This window comes from Pseudomonas sp. Con_6, assembly GCF_059379395.1.
Window position 1 is genome coordinate 1,078,030 of record NZ_CM182011.1, and the last position, 19,822, is coordinate 1,097,851.

Sequence of the window (19,822 nt, forward strand, 5' to 3'; positions counted from 1 at the left end):
TTGTAAAGTGCGCCCCGCTGTAAGTCATCCCGGTTTTCCAGCAGTTTTGGAAATCTGAAAACAAGTTGCAAATCAGTAAGTTGAATGCAAATTGGGGGTTGACAAAGGTTTTGAAGGTTGTAGAATGACGCGCCTCAGAGACATGAACGCAGCGATGCACAAGGTCGAAGGGTTCGAAGCGGTAGTGATACAGCGTTCGAAATTGCAGTGCTGAAATTGATAGTTCCGCGATAGCTCAGTCGGTAGAGCAAATGACTGTTAATCATTGGGTCCCTGGTTCGAGTCCAGGTCGCGGAGCCAAATTTCAAACCGGGGTATAGCGCAGTCCGGTAGCGCGCCTGCTTTGGGAGCAGGATGTCAGGAGTTCGAATCCCCTTACCCCGACCATTTTTGGGTCGTTAGCTCAGTTGGTAGAGCAGTTGGCTTTTAACCAATTGGTCGTAGGTTCGAATCCTACACGACCCACCATTTTCGAGTCCGGTTCGCTGGATTTGGATCTTAAAAGGCTGGAACGCCATTAGCGCCCAGCCACTAAAAAGGCACCTTGATCGGTGTCTTTTTTTTACCGGGGTATAGCGCAGTCCGGTAGCGCGCCTGCTTTGGGAGCAGGATGTCAGGAGTTCGAATCCCCTTACCCCGACCATCTTCAGAAAAAGGGCACCTCATAGAGGTGCCCTTTTTCGTTTGTGCCTCGATCTTTTCCTGTTGCGCTCCCACCCCCGTTTTCACTACGGTTGGCGGCGCAGGGATAGCATTTAGCCATTTTCTCGTTTCGCCGGATCGGTCTCCGTGCGTTTCCCTGTGCCCATGGTGATCATGGCCGGCGGGGAGCCTGTCGTGCTCGCCTTATTTCGTTCCCGGCGAAACATGCAGGAGCATTCGCATGACAGGACTTCACCGACACCGTCCGGCCCGTCCGTTGGCCCTCACCACGCTGGCACTACTGTGCGCCGCTGCGACCGTCCAGGCAGCAGAGGAGCGGTCCTTCAGCAACCCGCCTTCCCTGGATCAATCCGTACCGACCCTGGAGACGATACGTGGGACGCTGCTGATGAAAAAGAGCGCACCCGACGAGACTGCGCCGAAGCAGCACGCCGGTAGCGAGCGGGCGCTCGACCTGGTGATCAGGGAGACGGATAACACGATCTACAACCCGGGTACCAAGACTTACGTCCCAGTCCGCCTGCGCAGTTACACCGGCGAGAAGGTCGACCCGCAGGTTCCCTTCGTCGCCCCGACCATCGACGCCACGCCTGGCGATACCGTGCGAATCAACCTCGATAACAGCCTCAAGCCTGAAGACAGCTGCACCCAGGCACCAAAGAACGTGAACAAGCCCCACTGTTTCAACGGCACCAACCTGCACTCCCACGGCCTCTGGGTCAGCCCGACCGGCAACAGCGACAACGTGCTGCTCAAGATCGATCCAGAGCAGAAATTCCAGTACGAATACAACATCCCGGCGGATCACCCTGCCGGCACCTTCTGGTATCACCCGCACCTCCACGGTTCCACCGCACTGCAGGTCGGTAGCGGCATGGCCGGGGCTCTGGTGATTCGTGGCGATCGCCTCCCGGAAGCCAACAAACAAGGCGAGATCGATCGCCACGGTGACATCGATACCCTGCTCAAGCCCATCAAGGGGCAGGCATTCCCGGAGCGTTTGCTGGTGTTGCAACAGATTCCCTACGCCTGTGTCGGTGACAACGGAAAGGGTCCGGTCAAGACGAAGACCATTGTTCAGGATGGCCAGGAGAAGACCGTCGTCGATTGGAGCTGCAACGAGGGCGAGATCGGGGTGGTGAAAGACTACATCCAGTTCAACCCGGGCGAGTGGCAACGGTCTGGCCGCTACACCAGCGTCAACGGCCTGGTGCAGCCCGTGTTCAAGGCACAGACGGGTGAAGTCCAGCGCTGGCGCCTGGTACACGCGGGTATCCGCGACACCATCAAGCTGAAATTCGTCAAGCTGGAGGCCAAGAAGCAACTGGCCCTGCTGAAGAGCCCGCAAAGCGATGCTGTCGAAGCCGCCAAGGAATTCATCGACCAGAATTGCACCGGCGAGGTCGTGCCTTACGAGGTCATCGCGGCGGACGGCCTGACCTATGCCAAGGCCCAGACCAAGGACGAACTGACTCTGCAACCTGGCTATCGGAATGACCTGCTGGTGTCCTTCCCGAGCGAGGGTGGCTACTGCGTGATCGATGCCTCGTCGGCGAAGACGGGCAGCGTGTCGCAGGAGAACAACGGCCCGCAGCTGTTGGGTTACGTCAAGGTCGAAGGCAAGTCGATCACCGATGGCAAGGATCACATCAAGAACGCGCTGATTGCCGCTGCCCAGCAGAACATGCCCAAGGGCGTCGTGCGCGACAAGGTGGTTGCTGACTTGAAGGACGATCTGCGCCTGACCAACTTCGTGCCGCATGCCACCATCGAGCCGACGGAGCTGAAGGGAGAACCGCAGAAGCTCGTGTTCAATATCTTCGCCGACAAGGACAACGTCACCCAGTTCGCCATCGGCGAGACAGCAGAAACGGCCAAGGCTTACCAGCCGGGTGTGGTCAACCGTGAGCTGAAACTGGGCGATGTACAGCAATGGCAGTTGCAGTCGGCGCTGGCCGGACACCCGTTCCATATCCACGTCAACCCGTTCCAGATCGAGAAAATCATCGGGCCGGATGGCAAGACCGACCTTAGCGAGCCGGGTGCCGTGGATACGGACGGGGACTCGCAGTACGCCGGCCTCAAGGGGGTCTGGAAAGACACGCTGTTCGTCAAGCCTGGGGTGAAAGACAAGACCGACCCGAACAAGCTCAACTACTACACCGTGTACGTCAACACCCGCTACGAGCGCTACATCGGCGAGTTCGTGCTGCACTGCCACATCCTTGACCACGAGGACCAGGGCATGATGCAGAACGTGCGGATTTCGCTGGATGGCCAAGGGGGGGATGCTCACAGCGCGCATCACTAAGGCAAAAAAACCGGGCCCTGATGGGCCCGGTTTCGTTTCACTCGATCAGTGCAGTTTCAATCGAGGTTCCGTACCTCGGCCAATACGGCTGCCCAGCATCAGCATCAAGGTCCGGAAGGTCCCATAGAGCGCCATCTGGTGCATCCGGTACAACGACACATAGAACATCCGCGCCAGCCAGCCTTCCAGCATCACGCTGCCGGTCAGGTTGCCCATCAGGTTGCCCACCGCCGAGAAGCGCGACAGCGAGACCAGCGAGCCGTAATCGCGATAGGCGTAGGTTGCCAGTTCCTTTCCTTCCAGGCGTGCCTTCAGACTCTTGGCCAGCAGCGAGGCCTGCTGGTGTGCGGCCTGGGCCCGCGGCGGCACGTTGCGGTCGCTGCCCGGTTGCGGGCAGGCGGCGCAGTCACCGAAAGCGAAGATGTCGTCATCCAGGGTCGTTTGCAGCGTAGGGCGTACCACTAACTGGTTGATCCGGTTGGTTTCCAGACCGTCGATGTCCTTGAGGAACGCCGGCGCGCGGATACCTGCGGCCCAGACCTTCAGGCCAGCCTCGATGACCTCGCCGTTGGCGGTCTTCAGGCAGTCAGCGGTGACTTCGCTGACTGCCGCATTGGTCATCACTTTCACCCCAAGCTTTTCCAGAGTCTGGTGCACCGGCACGCTGATACGTTCCGGCAGTGCCGGCAGGACTCGCGGGCCCGCCTCGATGATGGTGATGTGCATGTCTTGCGGCTTGATCCGGTCCAGGCCATAGGCCGCCAGCTCGTGGGCGGCGTGGTGCAGTTCGGCGGCCAGTTCGACCCCGGTGGCACCGGCGCCGACAATGGCGACACTGATCTTTTCCCGGGCCTGGTCGCCGGCATGGGCGCGCAGGTAGTGGTTCAGCAGTTGCTGGTGGAAGCGTTCGGCCTGCTTGCGGGTATCGAGGAACAGACAATGCTGGGCGGCGCCGAGAGTGCCGAAGTCGTTGGTATTGCTGCCGACGGCGATGACCAGGGTGTCGTAGGCCAGGGTGCGAGCAGGCAGGAGCTCGCGACCCTCTTCATCGAGGGTGGCGGCCAGCTGGATCTGTTTGCCTGCGCGGTCGAGACCGCTCATGCGGCCGAGCTGGAACTGGAAGTGATTCCACTTGGCCTGGGCCACGTAGTTCAGTTCGTCTTCCGAAGAGTTCAGCGAGCCGGCGGCCACTTCGTGCAGCAGGGGCTTCCAGATGTGGGTCAGGTTGGTGTCGACCAGGGTGATCTCGGCACTGCCTTTCTTACCCAGGGTCTTGCCCAGGCGGGTCGCCAGTTCCAGGCCGCCGGCGCCGCCGCCGACAATCACGATACGGTGAGTCATGGGGATATCTCATAAGGTTTACGGAATTCGGGTCCTGAGTGGCCGGCCGCGCGGGGCGGGCGGAGCGGGCGAGCGCGAGGCAGCTCATAGCACCAACATACTCAGGAGGCGGCTCAACAGGCCCAGACCCACGGTCACGCCGACCACCAGGACAAGGAGCAGCCACGGCCGGAAAGGCTTGCGCTCGACTTGATGGTGGGGGGCTTGCAGGTACTGATCGACACGTCGCTGGTCTTCGGGGGTCAGGCGGCTGGTCATGATGGCCTCGGCAGGTAGACGCTTGAGAGTGTGGGAAAGCTACAGGGTTCACTGTAGTCGTTTGCCACTGGCGTACCTGCCGGCAAAAACTGGGTTCGAGAGCGAATGATTGCGCTTTGTATCACCGCCGAAGGATTTATGCCATCCCGCTTTAGGGTTACGACCTCGAGGGCCTCATCGCTGGCAAGCCAGCATACAGGGACTGTGGTGCACGCGGACCTTGTGGGAGCTGGCTTGCCAGCGATGAGGTCCTTGCATACACAGAAAATCTCAGAGACTGATCCCCACATCGAACACAATGCTGCGCCCCAGATTACTGCGCAAAAACTCAGGCGCATCCGGATGGGCGAAGATCACCCGGGCAAAGGTCGGCCCCACCAGCGACAACGAGCGCCAGCCTTGGCGCAGGTACTCGGTTGGTGGCGGGAAGTGACTGTTCAGGTCCAGGGTCTCGCGCTTCAGGCTGGCGAAGGCGATGATGTCCAACTCGCCCAGGTCTAGTCCGCGCTCCCGGTAATTGTGCGCTTTCTTGCGCAAGGTCGGCGCCAGTCGCTGCAATAGCTCCGGCGCGCCGATCCGCCGCGGCCGCGCTTCGCGCCGTACCAACTGCGCCAGGGAAAACGCACTGCGCCGCCGCTGCAGTTCCTCGCGCCATTCGTCGTTCAGGCGGCGTCCTTCGTCCAGGACGAAAAACACTTCGAACGCCGCATCACGGAACAGCACGTCCGGCGGCTCCTGCCCGGCGGCGGTGAAGTCCTCGCTGCGGTAGGGAATGTTCAAGCCTTGCAGCAGACGCTGGCAGACCCAACGCTCGCGCTCCCATTTGCGGGCATTGGACAGAAATGCATTGGCTTGTTCGGCCTGGATTGTAAGCAGGCGCAGGTAGTCTGAGTCGTCCATGGGAACAAGCTTAGCGCTCAATCATGACGTTCGGGGGAGCAAGTGGCTGATTCTGGTCGGGTTTGCCTGCTCCAGCGCAGGGCGGGGCGGCATGGCGGGTGTAGACTGCGAAGACACCTCGTGAAGAAGGACCATCGGTCGTGATTGCCGCGCAACTGTTGTCGGATCTCAGCCTGACGCTGGGCTGGCTGGTCTTCGTGCCCATTCTGGCCTGGGCGGCGGCGCGTGCGCCGTGGGTCGAACTGTGTACCGACAGTCGTCGCCAGCATTTGTTTTTCGGCACGGTGTTCGCCCTGTTCGCGTTGTGGCTGGTTCGCCGAGAGTTCGATACCGGGGTGTCCTTCCACTTCATTGGGATGACTGCTGTCACCCTGCTGCTGGACTGGCCATTGGCCGTACTCGGCGCTGTCCTCGCTCAGATCGGGCTGATTGCCCTCGGCCGCCAGGACCTGGCCGCCATGGGCGTCAATGGTGTGCTGCTGATCGGGCTGCCGGTGCTGGTCACCGAGTGTTGCGCGGTCCTCGTCGAGCGGGCGCAGCCGCGCAACCTGTTCGTCTACATCTTCTGTTCGGGGTTCTTCGCCGCGGCCTTGTCGGCGCTGCTCTGCCTGCTGGCGAGCCTGGGCGTGCTGTGGGCTGATGGGCTGTTTGCCATGCCGGTGTGGCTGGAGGACTTCATCGGCTATCTGTGGCTGATCATCTTTCCCGAGGCGTTCATCAACGGGATGGTGGTCAGCGCGCTGGTGGTGTTCTGTCCGGAATGGCTGGAGACCTTCAACAGGACCCGCTATCTGCAGGCCCCGTGGAAGGATGACGACAATTAATGCGGTTCGCGCGGGATGAATTCGCCGGAGAACAGCTCATCCTCGGCATCCGGAGCGACCGGGATCTTGTGTTCCTCGGCCGCCCAGGCGCCCAGGTCGATCAGCTTGCAGCGATCAGAGCAGAAGGGGCGGTAGGTGCTGGCGCTGGTCCATTCGACAGGGGCGCCGCAGGTCGGGCAATCAACGGTGACGGGCTGGCTCATTCGCGGCCTCCTCGCAAAGTCAGGTAGAAGTTGTGCAGGCGGTCGACCTCGGTGTGCAGCCAGGCGATATCACGGTCGTTGACCAGGATATCGTCGGCATGGCGCAGGCGTTCTTCGCGGCTGGCCTGGGCCTTGAGGATGGCCTGGACCTGCTCGGGGCTGGTCTGGTCGCGCAACAGGGTGCGTTCCACCTGCAGACTCTGCGGCGCGTCGATCACCAGCAGGCGGTCGGTTCGCTGGTACTGGCCGGACTCGATCATCAGCGGCGAGACGAACACCGCGTAGGGCGACTCGGCCTTGGCCAGGTAGCTGAAGATCTCCTGGCCGATCAGCGGGTGGAGCAGGGCTTCGACCCATCGGCGCTGCTCGGCATCGGCGAAGATCAGCTCGCGCAGGGCGGCGCGGTTGAGCTGGCCGTCCTCCAGTAGCACGCCGGGGCCGAAGCGTTCGACCAGGCTGGCGAGGGCCGGGCGACCGGGTTCGACCACCCAGCGAGCGGCCTGGTCGGCGTCCACCAGGTGCACGCCCAGTTCGACGAAGCGCTGCGCGGCGGCGCTCTTGCCACTGCCGATGCCTCCGGTGAGGCCGAGAATCCAGGGGGTAAAAGCGGGTTTGGTCATCAGGATCCAGCGAAAGACAGGAAAGAAGTGGGTATTTGACCACCCCAGAGTAATGCGATCCAGCCTGCCATTGCCAGGTAGGGGCCGAAAGGGATCGGTGTGCTGGCTTGCTTGCCGTTGGCTTTCAGCAGAATAAGGCCGAGAACTGCACCGAACAGTGATGCGAACAACAGGATGAACGGCAAGATCTGCCAGCCACCCCAGGCACCGAGCATGGCCAGTAGCTTGAAATCGCCGTAGCCCATGCCTTCCTTGCCGGTAATCAGGCGGAACAGCCAATACACCGACCACAGGCTCAGATACCCGGCGACCGCTCCCCATAGCGCTTGGTCCAGGGTGACGAACAGCCCGAAGGCATTGACGATCAGTCCTAGCCACAGCAGTGGCAATACCAGTGCGTCGGGCAGCAGGTGATGATCGATGTCGATCAGGCTCAGGGACAGCAGCCCCCAGCTCAACAGCATGAAGGCCAGCGCGCTGGCGCCGACGCCGAAGTGCCAGGCGGCGAACAGGGCCAGTCCCGCGCTGGCCAGTTCCACCAGCGGGTAGCGGGGGCTGATGCGGATCTTGCAGCCCGAGCAACGCCCGCGCAGCCAGGCATAGCTGAGCAGCGGGATGTTCTCCCAGGGACGGATGCGCTGGCGGCAGGCGGGGCAATGGGAGGGGGGCAGGAACAGGTCGAAGCGCCCATCGGAGGATTGCGCCGGTAACGCCAGCGCTTCGCGGGCCTCGTCTTGCCAGCGACGCTCCATCATCAACGGCAGGCGATGTACCAGCACGTTGAGAAAGCTGCCGACAAGCAGCCCGAGAACAGCTGCGCATCCCAGGTAGAGCGCCGGTTGGCTGGCAAGGAGGTCCCACAGGCTCATGGTCAGATCACATCACCCAGCTGGAATATTGGCAGGTACATGGCGATCACCAGGCTGCCGATCAGCAGGCCGAGGACCAGCACGATCACCGGTTCCAGCAGGCTGGTCAGGTTTTCCATCAACTGGTCGATCGATTGCTCATGATGGTTGGCGATGCGATTGAGCATATCGTCGAGCGTCCCGGATGTCTCGCCGATGCCGCACATCTGCACGCACAGGTTGGGGAACAAGGGGCTGGCACGCATCGCCACGCTCAGTGAAAGGCCGTTGCCGAGGTCGTGGCGCAGGCGGCGGATGGCCTGTTCATACAAGGCGTTGCCACTTGCCCTGGCCACCGGTTCCAGTGCCTCCACCAGTGGGATGCCGGCGGCGAGACAGGTGCACAGGGTGCGGGCGAAACGAGCCATTGCCGCGTGCTTCAGCAGTGTACCCACCACCGGCAGGCGGTGGCCCAGGCTCAGGAGGCGGAGGTGAAAGCCGGGGTGATGTCGAAACGCCTGGCGCACGCCGAACGCCACCAGCAGCAGGGCCATGCCCAGTGCCAGCAGGTGTGCGGAGAGCCAGTCGGCGAGGCCGATGACCATGCGGGTGAAGGGCGGCAACTCCGAGCCCATGCCGGCGAACAGCACCTCGAACTGCGGCACCACGTGCAACAGCAGCAGGCTCGACACCCCCAGCCCGACCATCAGCACCAGCAACGGATAGATCATCGCCTTGCGCATCCGCGCATGCAGGGTCGCGCGTTTTTCCTGGTAAGTCGCCAGTTGGTCGAGCAGGGTGTCCAGTTTTCCCGAGGCTTCGCCCACTGCCACCAGGTTGCAGTACAGCGAGTCGAAATAGCGCGGATGTTTGCGCAGCGCCTCGGACAGGCTGTGGCCGGCGCTGATGTCGCGCTTGAGGGTGGCGAGCAGGTTGAGCATGCGCGGGTGGCGGCTGCCGTCGGCGATGATGTCCAGGCCGTGGAGCAGGGGAATGCCCGCCTGGAACAGGGTGGCGAGATGGCGACTGAGCTGGGTGAGTTGGGCCGGGCTGAGTTCACGCGACAGCTTGAGCGCCGCGAGGTGCCGGGAGTGGCGGATACGCGTGGTGCGGATACCGCGTTTGCGCAGCATGGCCTTGACCAGCGCGGGACTTTGCCCGTCGCTGCGGCCGCTGACCCGGGCGCCGTTACGATCGACTCCCTGCCAGCTGTAGGTTCTGGTTTTCATGGTGGTGGCGACGTCCTTGTTGCGTATGGTCGGACACAAGTCCCGTTACAGCTCCAGCCGGCATCATTTCCCGGCCCGCACTAGAGTAGACGAGTCATCCCGCCTGGCTTGTTTCAGCGAGGTGACAAAAGATGTCGGATCGGGCCTACTGGCGCGCCTGTCGGCAGCCCCGACCGAAATGACCTGAAGAAATGCAGTAAAGGGAGTACGTCCAATGAGGATGCAGCGCGGTATTACGTTGATCGAACTGATGATCGTGGTGGCCATTATCGGCCTGTTGCTGACCATCGCCATGCCGCTCTACACCGACCACCAGGCGCGAACCAAGGCCACCGCCGGCTTCGCCGAGATCAGTGCGCTAAAGACCGCCTTCGAAGTGCGCCTGGCCCAGGGCCAGGACATCGCCAGCCCGACGCAGTTGGGTGGTCAGGAACGCACCGCCCATTGCACTATCGCCGCCACCGCAACGGCTGCCAGCGGCACGGGCAGCCTGGTCTGCGGCCTGCTCGATGCCCCGGCGGCGGTTCAGGGCAAGACAATCACCTTGGCCCGTTCCGGCAGTGGTTGGACCTGTACCACCGATGCCGGTGCCGACTATGCGCCAAAGGGCTGCACCAGTACGGCCCAATAGTCGTTATGAAACAGTGAATTGCGTAAGACGCACGGCAGTGGTAGCGTTGTCGCCACGCCGGTGTAGCTCAGTCGGTAGAGCAGCGCACTCGTAACGCGAAGGTCGCAGGTTCGATTCCTGTCTCCGGCACCAGTTCAGGTTCCAGTGAAGGCTACCAAAATCTCTGAAACCTCCGTAAAACCCGCCTTCTGGCGGGTTTTTTCGTTATGGCGTTCCGTCGGAATCCGACAGCTGCCAGCCGATTTAGGGGTAACGTTTGGGATAAAGTCGATTCGATAATGGGGTTTACCCTTATGGCTCGTACTACTGCTCCCCTGACCGACACCGCATGCCGCTCGGCCAAACCTACTGACCGCCCCTACAAGCTTTTTGACGGTGACGGTCTTTACCTCCTCGTTTACCCCAATGGCCGCAAAGGCTGGCGCTTTCGGTATGTGAAACCGGATGGGCGCGAGGGGCTGACCTCGTTTGGCAACTATCCCGTCATCGGGCTTGCAGATGCTCGGCAGAAGCGTCTGGAGACTAAGCGGATGCTGGCTGAAGGTATTGATCCGATTGCGTCCAAGCAGCAGGCCAAGGCCGAGGCGGTTGTCAGAGGCCACACATTTGAACGCGTTGCCTTGGACTGGCACAAGGAAATGTCCGTGAAGTGGGCGCCTGGCCATTCCAGGACCGTGCTGAGTCGTTTGAAGACTCACGTATTCCCGCTGCTAGGCGCACGCGCCATTGTTGATCTGGATACCTTCGACCTCATGCAGCCGCTGGAAGAGATCAAGAAACGCGGCACGATCGATGTGGCCTTGAGGGTGCAAAACTACCTACAGAGCATCATGCGTGAGGCTAAGCGGCAGCGGCTGATCACGGTGAACCCTGCGTATGACCTTGAGGGCTTCATCAGCGCGCCACGGGTTACGCACCGGCCTGCACTCCCGCTGTCACGTCTGCCTGAGTTGATGGACCGCATTGAGAACTACAAGGGACGCATGCTCACTCGGCTGACCGTCATGCTCTCGCTGCACGTGTTTGTCCGGTCCAGCGAATTGCGTTTCGCACGCTGGAGTGAATTCGACCTGAAACGCGGAATATGGGAGATACCTGACACGCGGCCTGCGTTGGACGGTGTCCCGTATTCGACCAGAGGCACGAAGATGGCGGGCGACATCCATCTGGTACCTCTGTCACCGCAAGCGGTGGCGTTGCTCGAACAGATTCATGCGATCACGGGGTACTTCGATTTGGTGTTCACCAGCGACGCTCGCTCGTGGAAGCCTATGTCCGAAAACACGGTCAACAGCGCTCTGCGGAACATGGGCTACGACACCAAGACCGAAATCTGCGGGCATGGCTTCCGGTCCATGGCGTGCAGTGCCTTGGTCGAATCCGGGCTGTGGTCAGAGACTGCTATTGAGCGGCAGATGAGCCACAGGGAGCGCAACAACGTTCGGGCGGCGTATATTCACAAGGCCGAGTTCCTGGAGGAACGGCGAATGATCATGAGTTGGTGGAGCCGTTACCTCGAAGCGAATCGGCAGGAGCATATCTCGCCGCATGAGTTCGCGAATCAGACCGGGGCAAACGTTTCTAGCCTACGAGCAAGGCGTGGCGCAGTCGAGTGAGCGCACGGCTTTGAAAATTTTGGTGATCTGCTTTCCATGCGGGTCCATCCAAACAGGGCTGCAAAGCCGCCCTGTTTGGATGGACCTCACCTAAAAAAACAAAAGCACCCAATCGGCCACTGGAAACCACGGGATTCCGTACACGCCCAATGCCATTTTCAACTGCAAAATCCAGCGGGCGAGTCGCTTGACCCTCCCGGATTGCGGGCGTAGAAAAGACAGTGCAAAGGCTGTCGTTGACAGCACCCCAGGTGACCAGAGCCTTCAAGGTCACGCCGCTCTCGCGGTGACTCTACCCAAGGGCGATTCGCATCCGGCAGCTCGCCCGGTCACTACCCATGTGATGGATGCTCTTACACATATAGCGCTCGTGCGCCAGGTACACCGTACCTCGCTGCCCTGCAGCAACCTATCCGCTTGGCCGAATATTGCGCCAACCTGTGCCCGTCTCTTTCTTCTGGAAAGAGACGGGCACTTCTACCACTGCTGCAGCCCTGATCGCACAAGGCTTTGCGGCATTCCCCCTTGTGACAATCGGCGTGACAAACGCCGATGTCACCAGCAACAGCCATGTAGATGATGGTGCCGCAGACCAGGGAGAGGACTGCACCTGACTGACAGTCAGGCATGCCCCGGTCATCGCATTGCTGCGTTTACCCGGCTCAGGATCTTCAGGCGCTGGTCTCGTCAGCCAGTGCTGCCTCCACCCGCCCACCGTGAACGGTGTTCAGGAGGCCAGATCATGAGATGCCCTTGCTCCCGGTCGTAAGGAGCCGCCAGTCCCGCGAAGAGGACATTCCCCACAGGTCGCAGGGGCCTTGATCCCTGATAACACTCAACATTCTTGGCGGGATGACGTGGGGCGAGGACTGGAGAGCAGAAAATGAGGTGAGCGATATGGCATTGGTGGGTCGACGCGATGGCCGTAATTTCGGCTACGGCAGGCAATTGAGCTACGCAGGGCCGCAAGCGCTGAAAGACATGTTCGGCGGCGGTCACTACGGCACAGTGAAGGCACACTGTGATCGGTGGCAGGCATTCGTGAAGTGGTGCCGCTCAGAACAGGGGCCGGGGATCAATGACGCGCGGCAGATTGACCGGAAGATCTTGGCCGACTATGCGGCGTACCTGCGCGACATGGTTAGGCGCGGTGAACTCGCCGTCAGCACCGCGCAAAACCGTCTATCCAGCGTTAACAGGACCATGGCAGCGCTTCGCGGTGATCAGTACGTCAAATTGCTAAGTCCGAGCAAGGCGTTGGGTATGCAGCGCATCGGAGTTCGCCAGTCGGTGCCGCAGGGCCAAGACCCCGAACAGGTTAAGCTGATCGTCGGTGCGCTTTGCCGCGATCATCAGCAACGGGCCGCCGCAATTGTTCTGTTGGCGCGAGCCACCGGCATGCGCTTGCGTGAGGCCATCTTGGCTGACCTGCCAAGGCTAAGCCGTGAGGCTAACGACCTAGGCAAGATCAACATTCAGGATGGCACCAAAGGCGGTCGCGCCGGTGCCTCGGCGCCGCGTTGGATTGCGGTGGACGAACATGTTCGAGGTGCACTTAGTTTTGCACGGCAGGTGTCGCCTGCCGGTAGCCGCAATCTGATCGCGCCAAGCGAAAGCTTCCTGAATGTTTTGCAGAAAATCGTCCGCCCTGCCCGGGACATCCTGCATGCACACAATCTCAGAGGCTTCCATGAGCTCCGCGCGGCGTACGCATGTGAGCGCTATGAGCAAATCACTCAGCACCGGGCGCCTATCAACGGCGGGCAACGCTGCGAGCTAAATCAGCACCTTGACCGCGAGGCCCGGAGGCAAATCAGCTATGAGCTGGGGCACGGTCGGATCGATGTGGTCGCTGTCTATGTAGGAGGCCGGCCATGAGCAAGCCCTTCGACATGGAGCTGTTCCTCGCTGGAGTGCTGACAGGCTCGCACGCGACGCGGCGACGCCATGTGCGGCAGGCGAAAATCATTCAGGCTGAAATTGCTGAGCGCTGGCAGCTGGAAACGCCATGGGCTTGGCAACGAAAGCATGTGGCATGGTTTCTAGAACACTGCTTGGGCCGCAGTAGTGGGGCGACTCGGTACTACTATTCTCTAACTGTGCGATTGCTCGTCCGTCGCTTAGAAAAATCATGGGTGTTTAACATCGGAGTGGAGATCTGACCCTCGATGGGTCGGGCGGATAGTGAACATCCTCCGAGCAAAGATTGCGCTTACTGAAAGCGCTGGCTAGCGGCTACTCGTAGCCTAAGAGACGTCCCTAGGGGCAATGAGGCGCGGGACGAAAGTAAGTACCAGGGCACGCTCCTTGCCCCACGATGGGGGCGAAGGGTAGCATCGAGCCATCATTAGCAGCAGGGATGCTTGAAATGCTTGGACCGCTCTCTCTCCTTGGTGTATCGCCCACGGCCCTCCGGCAGTGCGGCTATGCACTAAACAAGCTCGTTTCATGGATCAGCGGCGGAATCGCTTTGGTCATGGTAAACGGATTCGCTTCTATAATTGCGCTATTTAATAAGTTGAGGGATTTTTTCGGCAGAAAAACTGCTCTGAAAAAGGAAAGATAATAAATCATATTGGCGGCATCATGGGGTTTGATTAAGTCGCTAGTTTTCTGTTTTAGTTGATATTGAGGCTAGCTCTATAGATATGAAGTACAGCCACTTATTATCAAACACAGATTCACTTATGAATCAGATGTTCTGGTTTCAACAAACTATTGGGAAGCCTCGAGCGGCTTCGCATCGTGGAGTTGCGATAAAGTATGTCGACCTAAAAAGTATGCAGAAAAGTTTTATTAGGGAGATGAAAAGCACCGCAATGAACTGGGTGTATTCGAAGCGAAAATACAACCAGCTATTTTCAGAGGAGTTATCAAAGCGTGGCGGTGACGCGATGAATACTCAAAGCTATTTGCAGCAGGTGGCAGACCAAAAGTTTCGGAAGGGATGTCCTCAAGGGCAGTTTGGCGAACTGCTGCTTTTTAATTTTATCCAACATTTTTTTAGTGCTCCGCCTCTGCTTCGAAAAATGCAACTGACAACTAATCCGGCAGTGGAGCGTCATGGTGCAGATGCTATTCACTATCAAGAATCAGGTGATGTGCGGCTTTTCGTGCTCGGGGAGTCCAAGTGCTATGAATCAAAGTATAAGTTTAATTCTGCGCTGAAAGCTTCTATTGAAAGCATCATGACCTCATTCAACAATATCGAGGATGAACTGATTCTTTATCAGTTGGATGATTTTATAGATCCGGAGCTTCAGCAAGTAGCTACAGACTTGAAAGATGGAAATCTATCTGGTGTGCGCTTCGAACTAGTTTGTATGGTTGCATACGAAGAAAACAAAGATATTGACGCTTCTTCAGAGCAGGAAATAAAAGAAAACATAGAGCGGTGCATCGTTGAACGATGGGCTGGTGTCGCTGATGATGTTTATGATGGCATAAGAAATTCAGTGATAGATCGAATAAATTATGTGGTATTTCCCGTTTGGGGATTGGAAGCCCTGTTGAGTGAATTTTGAGGCAATGTCATGAGCGAAAGGGATATACTAAGAGCGCTATTAGAGTTCGAGTTAAGAGATTTTGCTGTTAAGTTGGGATTTGTTTCGGGTGGTTATTCTGAGCTTCCATATGAGTTGCTTTTAAAGTCGCTTAATTTGTTGAAGGGGATCTCTAACAGGGAAAGCAGCGATTTTAATAATCAAATGGCGATTATGATTGTCGCGTTGCTTTGGACTCATGCCGGAAATTCAAGGAGGGACGGTCTCCGGCAAATCCTAGCTCCAATTCTATCTACAATGGGCTTCTCTCCAAGCAATCTGATGTTGGATAAGTCATTAAAGGAAGAAGGAGTATACTCTCCAATCTCTAGCTATTTTGATAAGATTAGGATAGTTGCTCATGATCTTAAGAATCAAGTTTTGGTTGCTGATCGGGTATATACATTAACCGGGTTTCAGGCGGAGCTCTGGAAAGTTATCGATGAAAGCAACTTGATTGGGATTTCTGCTCCAACTTCGGCTGGAAAATCGTTTCTGATCTACTTAAAGATTATAGATTTGATTTCGAAAGGCGGGAGTCGAGTGGTTTATGTTGTGCCAACACTAAGTCTGATTGGTCAAGTTATGTCTGACCTGACAAAGCTTCTTCGAGAGCATGGGTTTCTTGATATCGATGTGTTGAGTTCATTTGAGGAAAATGTAGACAATTTTATTTACGTCGTCACCCAAGAACGCGCCATAGTGTTGTTTTCAGATCAGGGTGTTGAGCATCTCGACCTATTGGTCGTTGATGAGGTTCAAAATCTTGAGAAGGTTGGTAGTGATAGTGAGAACCGCCCCAAAATATTATACGACATATTGACGGATGTTCGTAATGATATTGATGTGGGGAAAATAATTCTCAGTGGGCCGCGGTTGCGTAATATTGGAAATCTAGGTTTTAGAGTGTTTGGGGAAATCTCTAGTGAAAAGACAACGGATGCTCCGCCAGTACTTAGCTTGACGTATTCGATCTTAAAAAAAGACAACAAATTTTTTCTTAATCAATACTCGACAATTTTTGAGAACCCTATTCAGTTAGAGGTTGAAAATTATTGCTCGATACAAGGGCTGGGCCAGGTTCAATACACAAAAAAATTTAATGAATATCTTCATTACGTGCTTGACCGACTAGCAGGTGATGTGAATATTGTGTTTTCCCCAACCTCTAATCAGGCTCGTAAGTCTGCTCACGCTTATGCAGAATCTAAAGCTGAGTCTAAGTTTGATGTGGCAAGTGAGTGTGCTGGCCTGGCTCAGTATCTAAGGGATTCTGTACATCCGAAATATGAACTTGCAAGTATTATTGAAAGTGGAGCGGCTTACCATACCGGTAAAACTCCGATGCATGCTAGGAAAAGTATTGAGTACGCAGCCTCAAAGTGTTGGATTGATACGCTTTTTTGTACAACTACTCTCATGCAAGGGGTTAATCTTCCAGCAAAAAATGTTGTGATTCGGAATCCAAACCTTTATACGAAAAGGCAAGGAGGGAAAGAAGCTACACTGTCTGCTTACGAGTTTGCCAACTTGCGGGGTCGTGCTGGGCGTCTTCTCACCGACTTTATCGGGCGCACTGTGGTGCTGGACGAGGAGGCATTTTCTGCAGAGGATGAAGGAGATGAGCGCGGTGCAATGTTTCCAGATAAACATAAGGAAATATCCACTGGGTATCAAGATATATATGACAGAAATGCGGAGCAAGTAGAATCTGCATTGGCTGGGCGCTCCGTAGTAGATGGGGCTGCGCCAAAAAGCCTGGTTATATATATAAGGCAAGTGTTATTTAGATACGGTCTTGAAGGTGAGTCGCGGCTAAAAAATGTCGGCCTGTATATAGATAAATCTCTGCTTGCTAGCTCCCTTGCGGAGATGGCAGCAATGAGGGTTGATAAAAAAGTTGTGATGGCTAACCGGTATTGGGATCCTTTGGACTTGGATAGACTTTATCGGGTGTACGGAGAGGCAAAAAATAAATTCCCAACTAATGTGTTTGAGAGAAATCTTTGCCAGTCATTGCTTGATTGGATTTTTTTGATGCGTAATGAGTTTCCTTTCTATTACGGTAGGTATTTAAAGTTAGGCCTTGATGATAAATATCTTTTTGGGATTGCGAAAAGCGCTGAGAGTTGGGCGAGAGAGATGCCGATGATTGATATTTTAATTAATCGGTTTGGGCGCGGCGGGGAGGGGCTTGATGAAAAAATTGATTCTGAGATTGAGAAGTTGACCAAGTATGTGAGTTTTGGCTTGCCTATGCTGCTAAAGCCTCTGGCTGATATTCGGAGCTCAGATTCCAGTATTATTTCTGCGATTGAGTTGGGGGTTTATTCCCCAATATCTAAATATCTTATGAGCCGAGGCGTGCCCAGAGAAACAGCTATTCGAGTTTCCAGGCTTTACGGAGAGGTGGAACCCGCTAAAAAAATAGAAGGTATAGATTTTTCATTTTTGAAGAGTAAGTTAAATTCTTGGGAACTCCAGCATTTGGGGCATATTTTATAATGGGTAAGTTTGGCTTGGCTCAACTCTTTGAGGTTGGAGATTATTGATAGGCATGGTTTGTGAGTTTAGTGCGCGGTTTTGCTAATAGACCCAAAGGGAACCGGCCCCTACCCCAGGTTAAAGGGTCACTTCGGGTCATTAGCTGCCGTTCATGAGTGGCCGTTTCGCCCTATTGTGGATGCCAGCTTATGAGTTCAGCTGACATAAAGGTGACCAGGTAGATGGGGTTGTAACTATTTATCTAGGTAGTGTCAGCAGGAAATTGTCGGCAATTTCAAAAAGACAATCTGTGGGATCCTCGCCGCGCTCTTTCATGTGGAGCATCTTGCATATTTTTTCGTCGTCTACGATGAGCATCAGCTTTCCATGCTCGCGCATAGCTCCCTGCGTCATTGCAATCGCGTGTTCGTCTGCGCCTAATCTGGTCATAATGATTGCCATGCGCCGGAGACCACGTTCTAGGAGATACTTCTCAGTCGTTAAAATTTGACCTTGTTTGATTTCTTGCGTGTAGTTCTTGAACTCAAAAAGTACGTAGCGACTATCAAGATGATCAATGACAAATTTCCAGAACTCGGTGGTTGGTCTCACGCGGCAAATATAGTCAAAACGATTGAGTCCATCATCAGTACGCATTTGAGAATGCCAGCCATGAAGGTCGTTCGGGAAAAGGTACTTCAGTATTTTCTCGCACACCTTCTCGTACTTTGCCCAAGCCGCCTTGCCTTTTTTAATACTTCTTAGCTCGTTACATAGCTCAGTTCCTCTTGTGTCGCGAGGTTGGAGCGGCATACCTTTGAGGAGTTTACTTCCTTGTGTAGGGTCGTCACGTGTTGGATGTGTTGTCTGAGGTTCGCTTGGGTTAGCTTCTAATAGAGAATCTAATTTTTCTGCGAGATCGGGGCGCGATGCACACCAATTTCTCAGATCAACTTGATCTACAAATGTGATGCTATACTTCTGTTCAAGCGCTTCTCTTAGTTTTCCTGGTAGAAAGCAGGAAACTATCAGCATTCCTTTCCCTGCCTGCGCAGTGATGCCATTAATTTCTAGGCGGGCAGCAGCAGCATCGATAAGAGCTGGCTGAGCTCGTGCCGTGCGATAGTATTTAACCTCAATTGCCCAGCTCTCATTTCCCAAGTTGGCCAGCAGATCAAATCCCTGATCTCCTCTAAGTCTATTGCGCGTGACATCAAAGTTATTAGCTTCCAAGATGCTGCGAGCTAGATCTTCAAATAACTGCCATGTTGCTAATGATTGATGCATGTTTAATGGGCCTAATAATTAAACTAATAGGGAAGCATATTCGCCGTGCTTGCATCCGGTAGCCTTAGTTAGGCCTCTGAGCTGAGCGAACGATATTGAGCGCATTGCTAGCCTTCGCCCGCAGGCGCGTAGTGATGTTTGAGAAAATCAGCTACGCGATCAATTTCTGGATACACAGTACCTTGGGAGATACCCAGCGACTCCAGTTGACTACGTATACGCCGCTTCTCAGAACCGATGATCAGTATTCGTTTTGATGACGAGCTCGCGATGTAGCGTTTCGGGACCGATGCAGCATTTGATTTCGACCCAGAAACGCCAAATAGAAAGAATGCTCCATCCTGTCTAATTATGCGAGGGTTCTCAAGCTTAGGCCTAACGCAGACAACCGATTCGAGGTGCTCTCGCACGATTTCTGGTTCAAAATATGGCTTTTCTTGTTTTATCTCGTGCAGGAGATAGCGAATGGTTGGTTCTTGATTGAACTTGCTCTTTGTCAAATCTTCCGACGGTACTTCAAAAGAAATAGGTCTGCGAGCAATATTCGAAATTACGCTTGCTGTATCACTGTCATAGTACTTCATCTCACCAGTAGGTACCCCAAAAGCGAGTACCTCTCCGCTTTCACTTGGCGGATCAGCAGGGTCGCATGCGAAATAGAGTGCGATAAGGGGATTCGCTGTTAAATCAAGCAGTCTTGTTGGAAGCCCGTAGTGTTGCATCTTAACAAGAGTTTGAAAGGTGGACGCTAGTGAGGTGAATTCGTTCGGGCATCTGAGAATAAGCTCCTTGAACATGATGTCTTCGTTGTTGATCCATCTAGCTTCACGATAAATACTGGGCTGAAGTAGATAAGTGAAGCTCGAATGGCCACGATAGAAGAAGGTCGTGCCACTAGGTTTTTGGAGCTTTTCCAGTGCATCCAGAAAAGTCCGTACGCTCCCAACGCGTATGGCTTCTTCCGGTTCGATGGCTGCGACTCGTTTGGACTTGACTGCCACTTATGAACCTCAAGTGCGACCTGACGTTTACCGATCCTTAAGGACCTGAATGATTACCTCCGCC

At 55.8% G+C, this 19,822-nt stretch carries 17 protein-coding genes and 5 tRNA genes; 13 read left to right on the forward strand and 9 right to left on the reverse strand.

From position 1 onward, the window contains the following. The first annotated feature begins 224 nt into the window (after positions 1-224). From AC5QPF_RS04995 to AC5QPF_RS05015, 5 genes are all read left to right on the forward strand, one after another. Positions 225-300, forward strand: a tRNA-Asn gene (locus AC5QPF_RS04995). A gap of 10 nt (positions 301-310) precedes the next feature. Next, positions 311-387 (forward strand) — tRNA-Pro (locus AC5QPF_RS05000). Positions 388-392: 5 nt separating this feature from the next. After that, positions 393-468 (forward strand) — tRNA-Lys (locus AC5QPF_RS05005). 98 nt (positions 469-566) lie between these two features. After that, positions 567-643 (forward strand) — tRNA-Pro (locus AC5QPF_RS05010). Between the two features lie 240 nt (positions 644-883). After that, positions 884-2,974, forward strand: a complete 2,091-nt coding sequence (locus AC5QPF_RS05015; protein WP_494962267.1) for a multicopper oxidase domain-containing protein — start codon at positions 884-886, stop codon at positions 2,972-2,974. Positions 2,975-3,019: 45 nt separating this feature from the next. On the opposite strand, the gene AC5QPF_RS05020 is transcribed toward AC5QPF_RS05015, so the two are convergent. From AC5QPF_RS05020 to AC5QPF_RS05030, 3 genes are all read right to left on the reverse strand, one after another. After that, positions 3,020-4,315 carry an FAD-dependent oxidoreductase gene (locus AC5QPF_RS05020; RefSeq protein ID WP_494962268.1) on the reverse strand — a complete coding sequence of 432 codons (1,296 nt, stop codon included), beginning with the start codon at positions 4,313-4,315 and terminating at the stop codon, positions 3,020-3,022. A gap of 84 nt (positions 4,316-4,399) precedes the next feature. After that, positions 4,400-4,573 carry a DUF3094 family protein gene (locus AC5QPF_RS05025; protein ID WP_330076096.1) on the reverse strand — a complete coding sequence of 58 codons (174 nt, stop codon included), beginning with the start codon at positions 4,571-4,573 and terminating at the stop codon, positions 4,400-4,402. 270 nt (positions 4,574-4,843) lie between these two features. Beyond that, positions 4,844-5,473: a DUF1780 domain-containing protein gene (locus tag AC5QPF_RS05030; RefSeq protein ID WP_494962269.1), complete on the reverse strand. Its 630-nt coding sequence runs from the start codon at positions 5,471-5,473 to the stop codon at positions 4,844-4,846. A gap of 140 nt (positions 5,474-5,613) precedes the next feature. Here AC5QPF_RS05030 and AC5QPF_RS05035 point away from each other — a divergent pair, with 140 nt between their 5' ends. Beyond that, positions 5,614-6,297 (forward strand): energy-coupling factor ABC transporter permease, encoded by a 684-nt coding sequence (locus AC5QPF_RS05035; RefSeq protein WP_494962270.1) that lies wholly within the window; start codon positions 5,614-5,616, stop codon positions 6,295-6,297. On the opposite strand, the gene yacG is transcribed toward AC5QPF_RS05035, so the two are convergent. From yacG to AC5QPF_RS05055, 4 genes are read right to left on the reverse strand one after another with little or no spacing between them, the layout of a single operon-like run. Beyond that, positions 6,294-6,500 (reverse strand): DNA gyrase inhibitor YacG, encoded by a 207-nt coding sequence (gene yacG, locus AC5QPF_RS05040; RefSeq protein WP_330076099.1) that lies wholly within the window; start codon positions 6,498-6,500, stop codon positions 6,294-6,296. The genes AC5QPF_RS05035 and yacG overlap by 4 nt on opposite strands. Continuing rightward, positions 6,497-7,120 carry a dephospho-CoA kinase gene (gene coaE, locus AC5QPF_RS05045; RefSeq protein ID WP_494962271.1) on the reverse strand — a complete coding sequence of 208 codons (624 nt, stop codon included), beginning with the start codon at positions 7,118-7,120 and terminating at the stop codon, positions 6,497-6,499. The genes yacG and coaE overlap by 4 nt, the downstream gene beginning before the upstream one ends. Further along, the gene (locus AC5QPF_RS05050; protein WP_494962272.1) at positions 7,120-7,989 is read right to left on the reverse strand and encodes a prepilin peptidase; all 870 of its coding nucleotides are present in this window, start codon (positions 7,987-7,989) and stop codon (positions 7,120-7,122) included. The genes coaE and AC5QPF_RS05050 overlap by 1 nt, the downstream gene beginning before the upstream one ends. A 2-nt stretch (positions 7,990-7,991) precedes the next feature. Continuing rightward, positions 7,992-9,197 (reverse strand): type II secretion system F family protein, encoded by a 1,206-nt coding sequence (locus tag AC5QPF_RS05055; protein ID WP_494962273.1) that lies wholly within the window; start codon positions 9,195-9,197, stop codon positions 7,992-7,994. Between the two features lie 214 nt (positions 9,198-9,411). Between AC5QPF_RS05055 and AC5QPF_RS05060 the strand changes: the two genes are divergently transcribed. From AC5QPF_RS05060 to AC5QPF_RS05090, 7 genes are all read left to right on the forward strand, one after another. Continuing rightward, positions 9,412-9,828: a pilin gene (locus tag AC5QPF_RS05060; RefSeq protein ID WP_494962274.1), complete on the forward strand. Its 417-nt coding sequence runs from the start codon at positions 9,412-9,414 to the stop codon at positions 9,826-9,828. Positions 9,829-9,884: 56 nt separating this feature from the next. Then, positions 9,885-9,960 (forward strand) — tRNA-Thr (locus tag AC5QPF_RS05065). A 161-nt stretch (positions 9,961-10,121) separates the two neighbouring features. Beyond that, positions 10,122-11,444: an integrase arm-type DNA-binding domain-containing protein gene (locus AC5QPF_RS05070; protein WP_494962275.1), complete on the forward strand. Its 1,323-nt coding sequence runs from the start codon at positions 10,122-10,124 to the stop codon at positions 11,442-11,444. Positions 11,445-12,341: 897 nt separating this feature from the next. Further along, entirely contained in the window at positions 12,342-13,322 is a 981-nt protein-coding gene (locus AC5QPF_RS05075) for an integrase domain-containing protein (protein WP_494962276.1), read from the forward strand. Continuing rightward, the gene (locus AC5QPF_RS05080; RefSeq protein ID WP_196184738.1) at positions 13,319-13,606 is read left to right on the forward strand and encodes a hypothetical protein; all 288 of its coding nucleotides are present in this window, start codon (positions 13,319-13,321) and stop codon (positions 13,604-13,606) included. Before AC5QPF_RS05075 ends, AC5QPF_RS05080 begins: the two co-directional genes overlap by 4 nt. A 525-nt stretch (positions 13,607-14,131) precedes the next feature. After that, positions 14,132-14,968: a Hachiman antiphage defense system protein HamA gene (locus AC5QPF_RS05085; protein WP_494962277.1), complete on the forward strand. Its 837-nt coding sequence runs from the start codon at positions 14,132-14,134 to the stop codon at positions 14,966-14,968. Between the two features lie 9 nt (positions 14,969-14,977). Further along, positions 14,978-17,491, forward strand: coding sequence for a DEAD/DEAH box helicase (locus tag AC5QPF_RS05090; RefSeq protein ID WP_494962278.1), 2,514 nt, complete (start codon positions 14,978-14,980; stop codon positions 17,489-17,491). Positions 17,492-17,728: 237 nt separating this feature from the next. Here the strand turns inward: AC5QPF_RS05090 and AC5QPF_RS05095 are convergent, their stop codons facing one another. Then, positions 17,729-18,757: a restriction endonuclease gene (locus tag AC5QPF_RS05095; protein ID WP_494962279.1), complete on the reverse strand. Its 1,029-nt coding sequence runs from the start codon at positions 18,755-18,757 to the stop codon at positions 17,729-17,731. A gap of 107 nt (positions 18,758-18,864) precedes the next feature. Further along, on the reverse strand, positions 18,865-19,758 hold the full coding sequence (locus AC5QPF_RS05100; protein ID WP_494962280.1) for an FRG domain-containing protein: 894 nt from the start codon (positions 19,756-19,758) through the stop codon (positions 18,865-18,867). Positions 19,759-19,822: the final 64 nt, after the last annotated feature.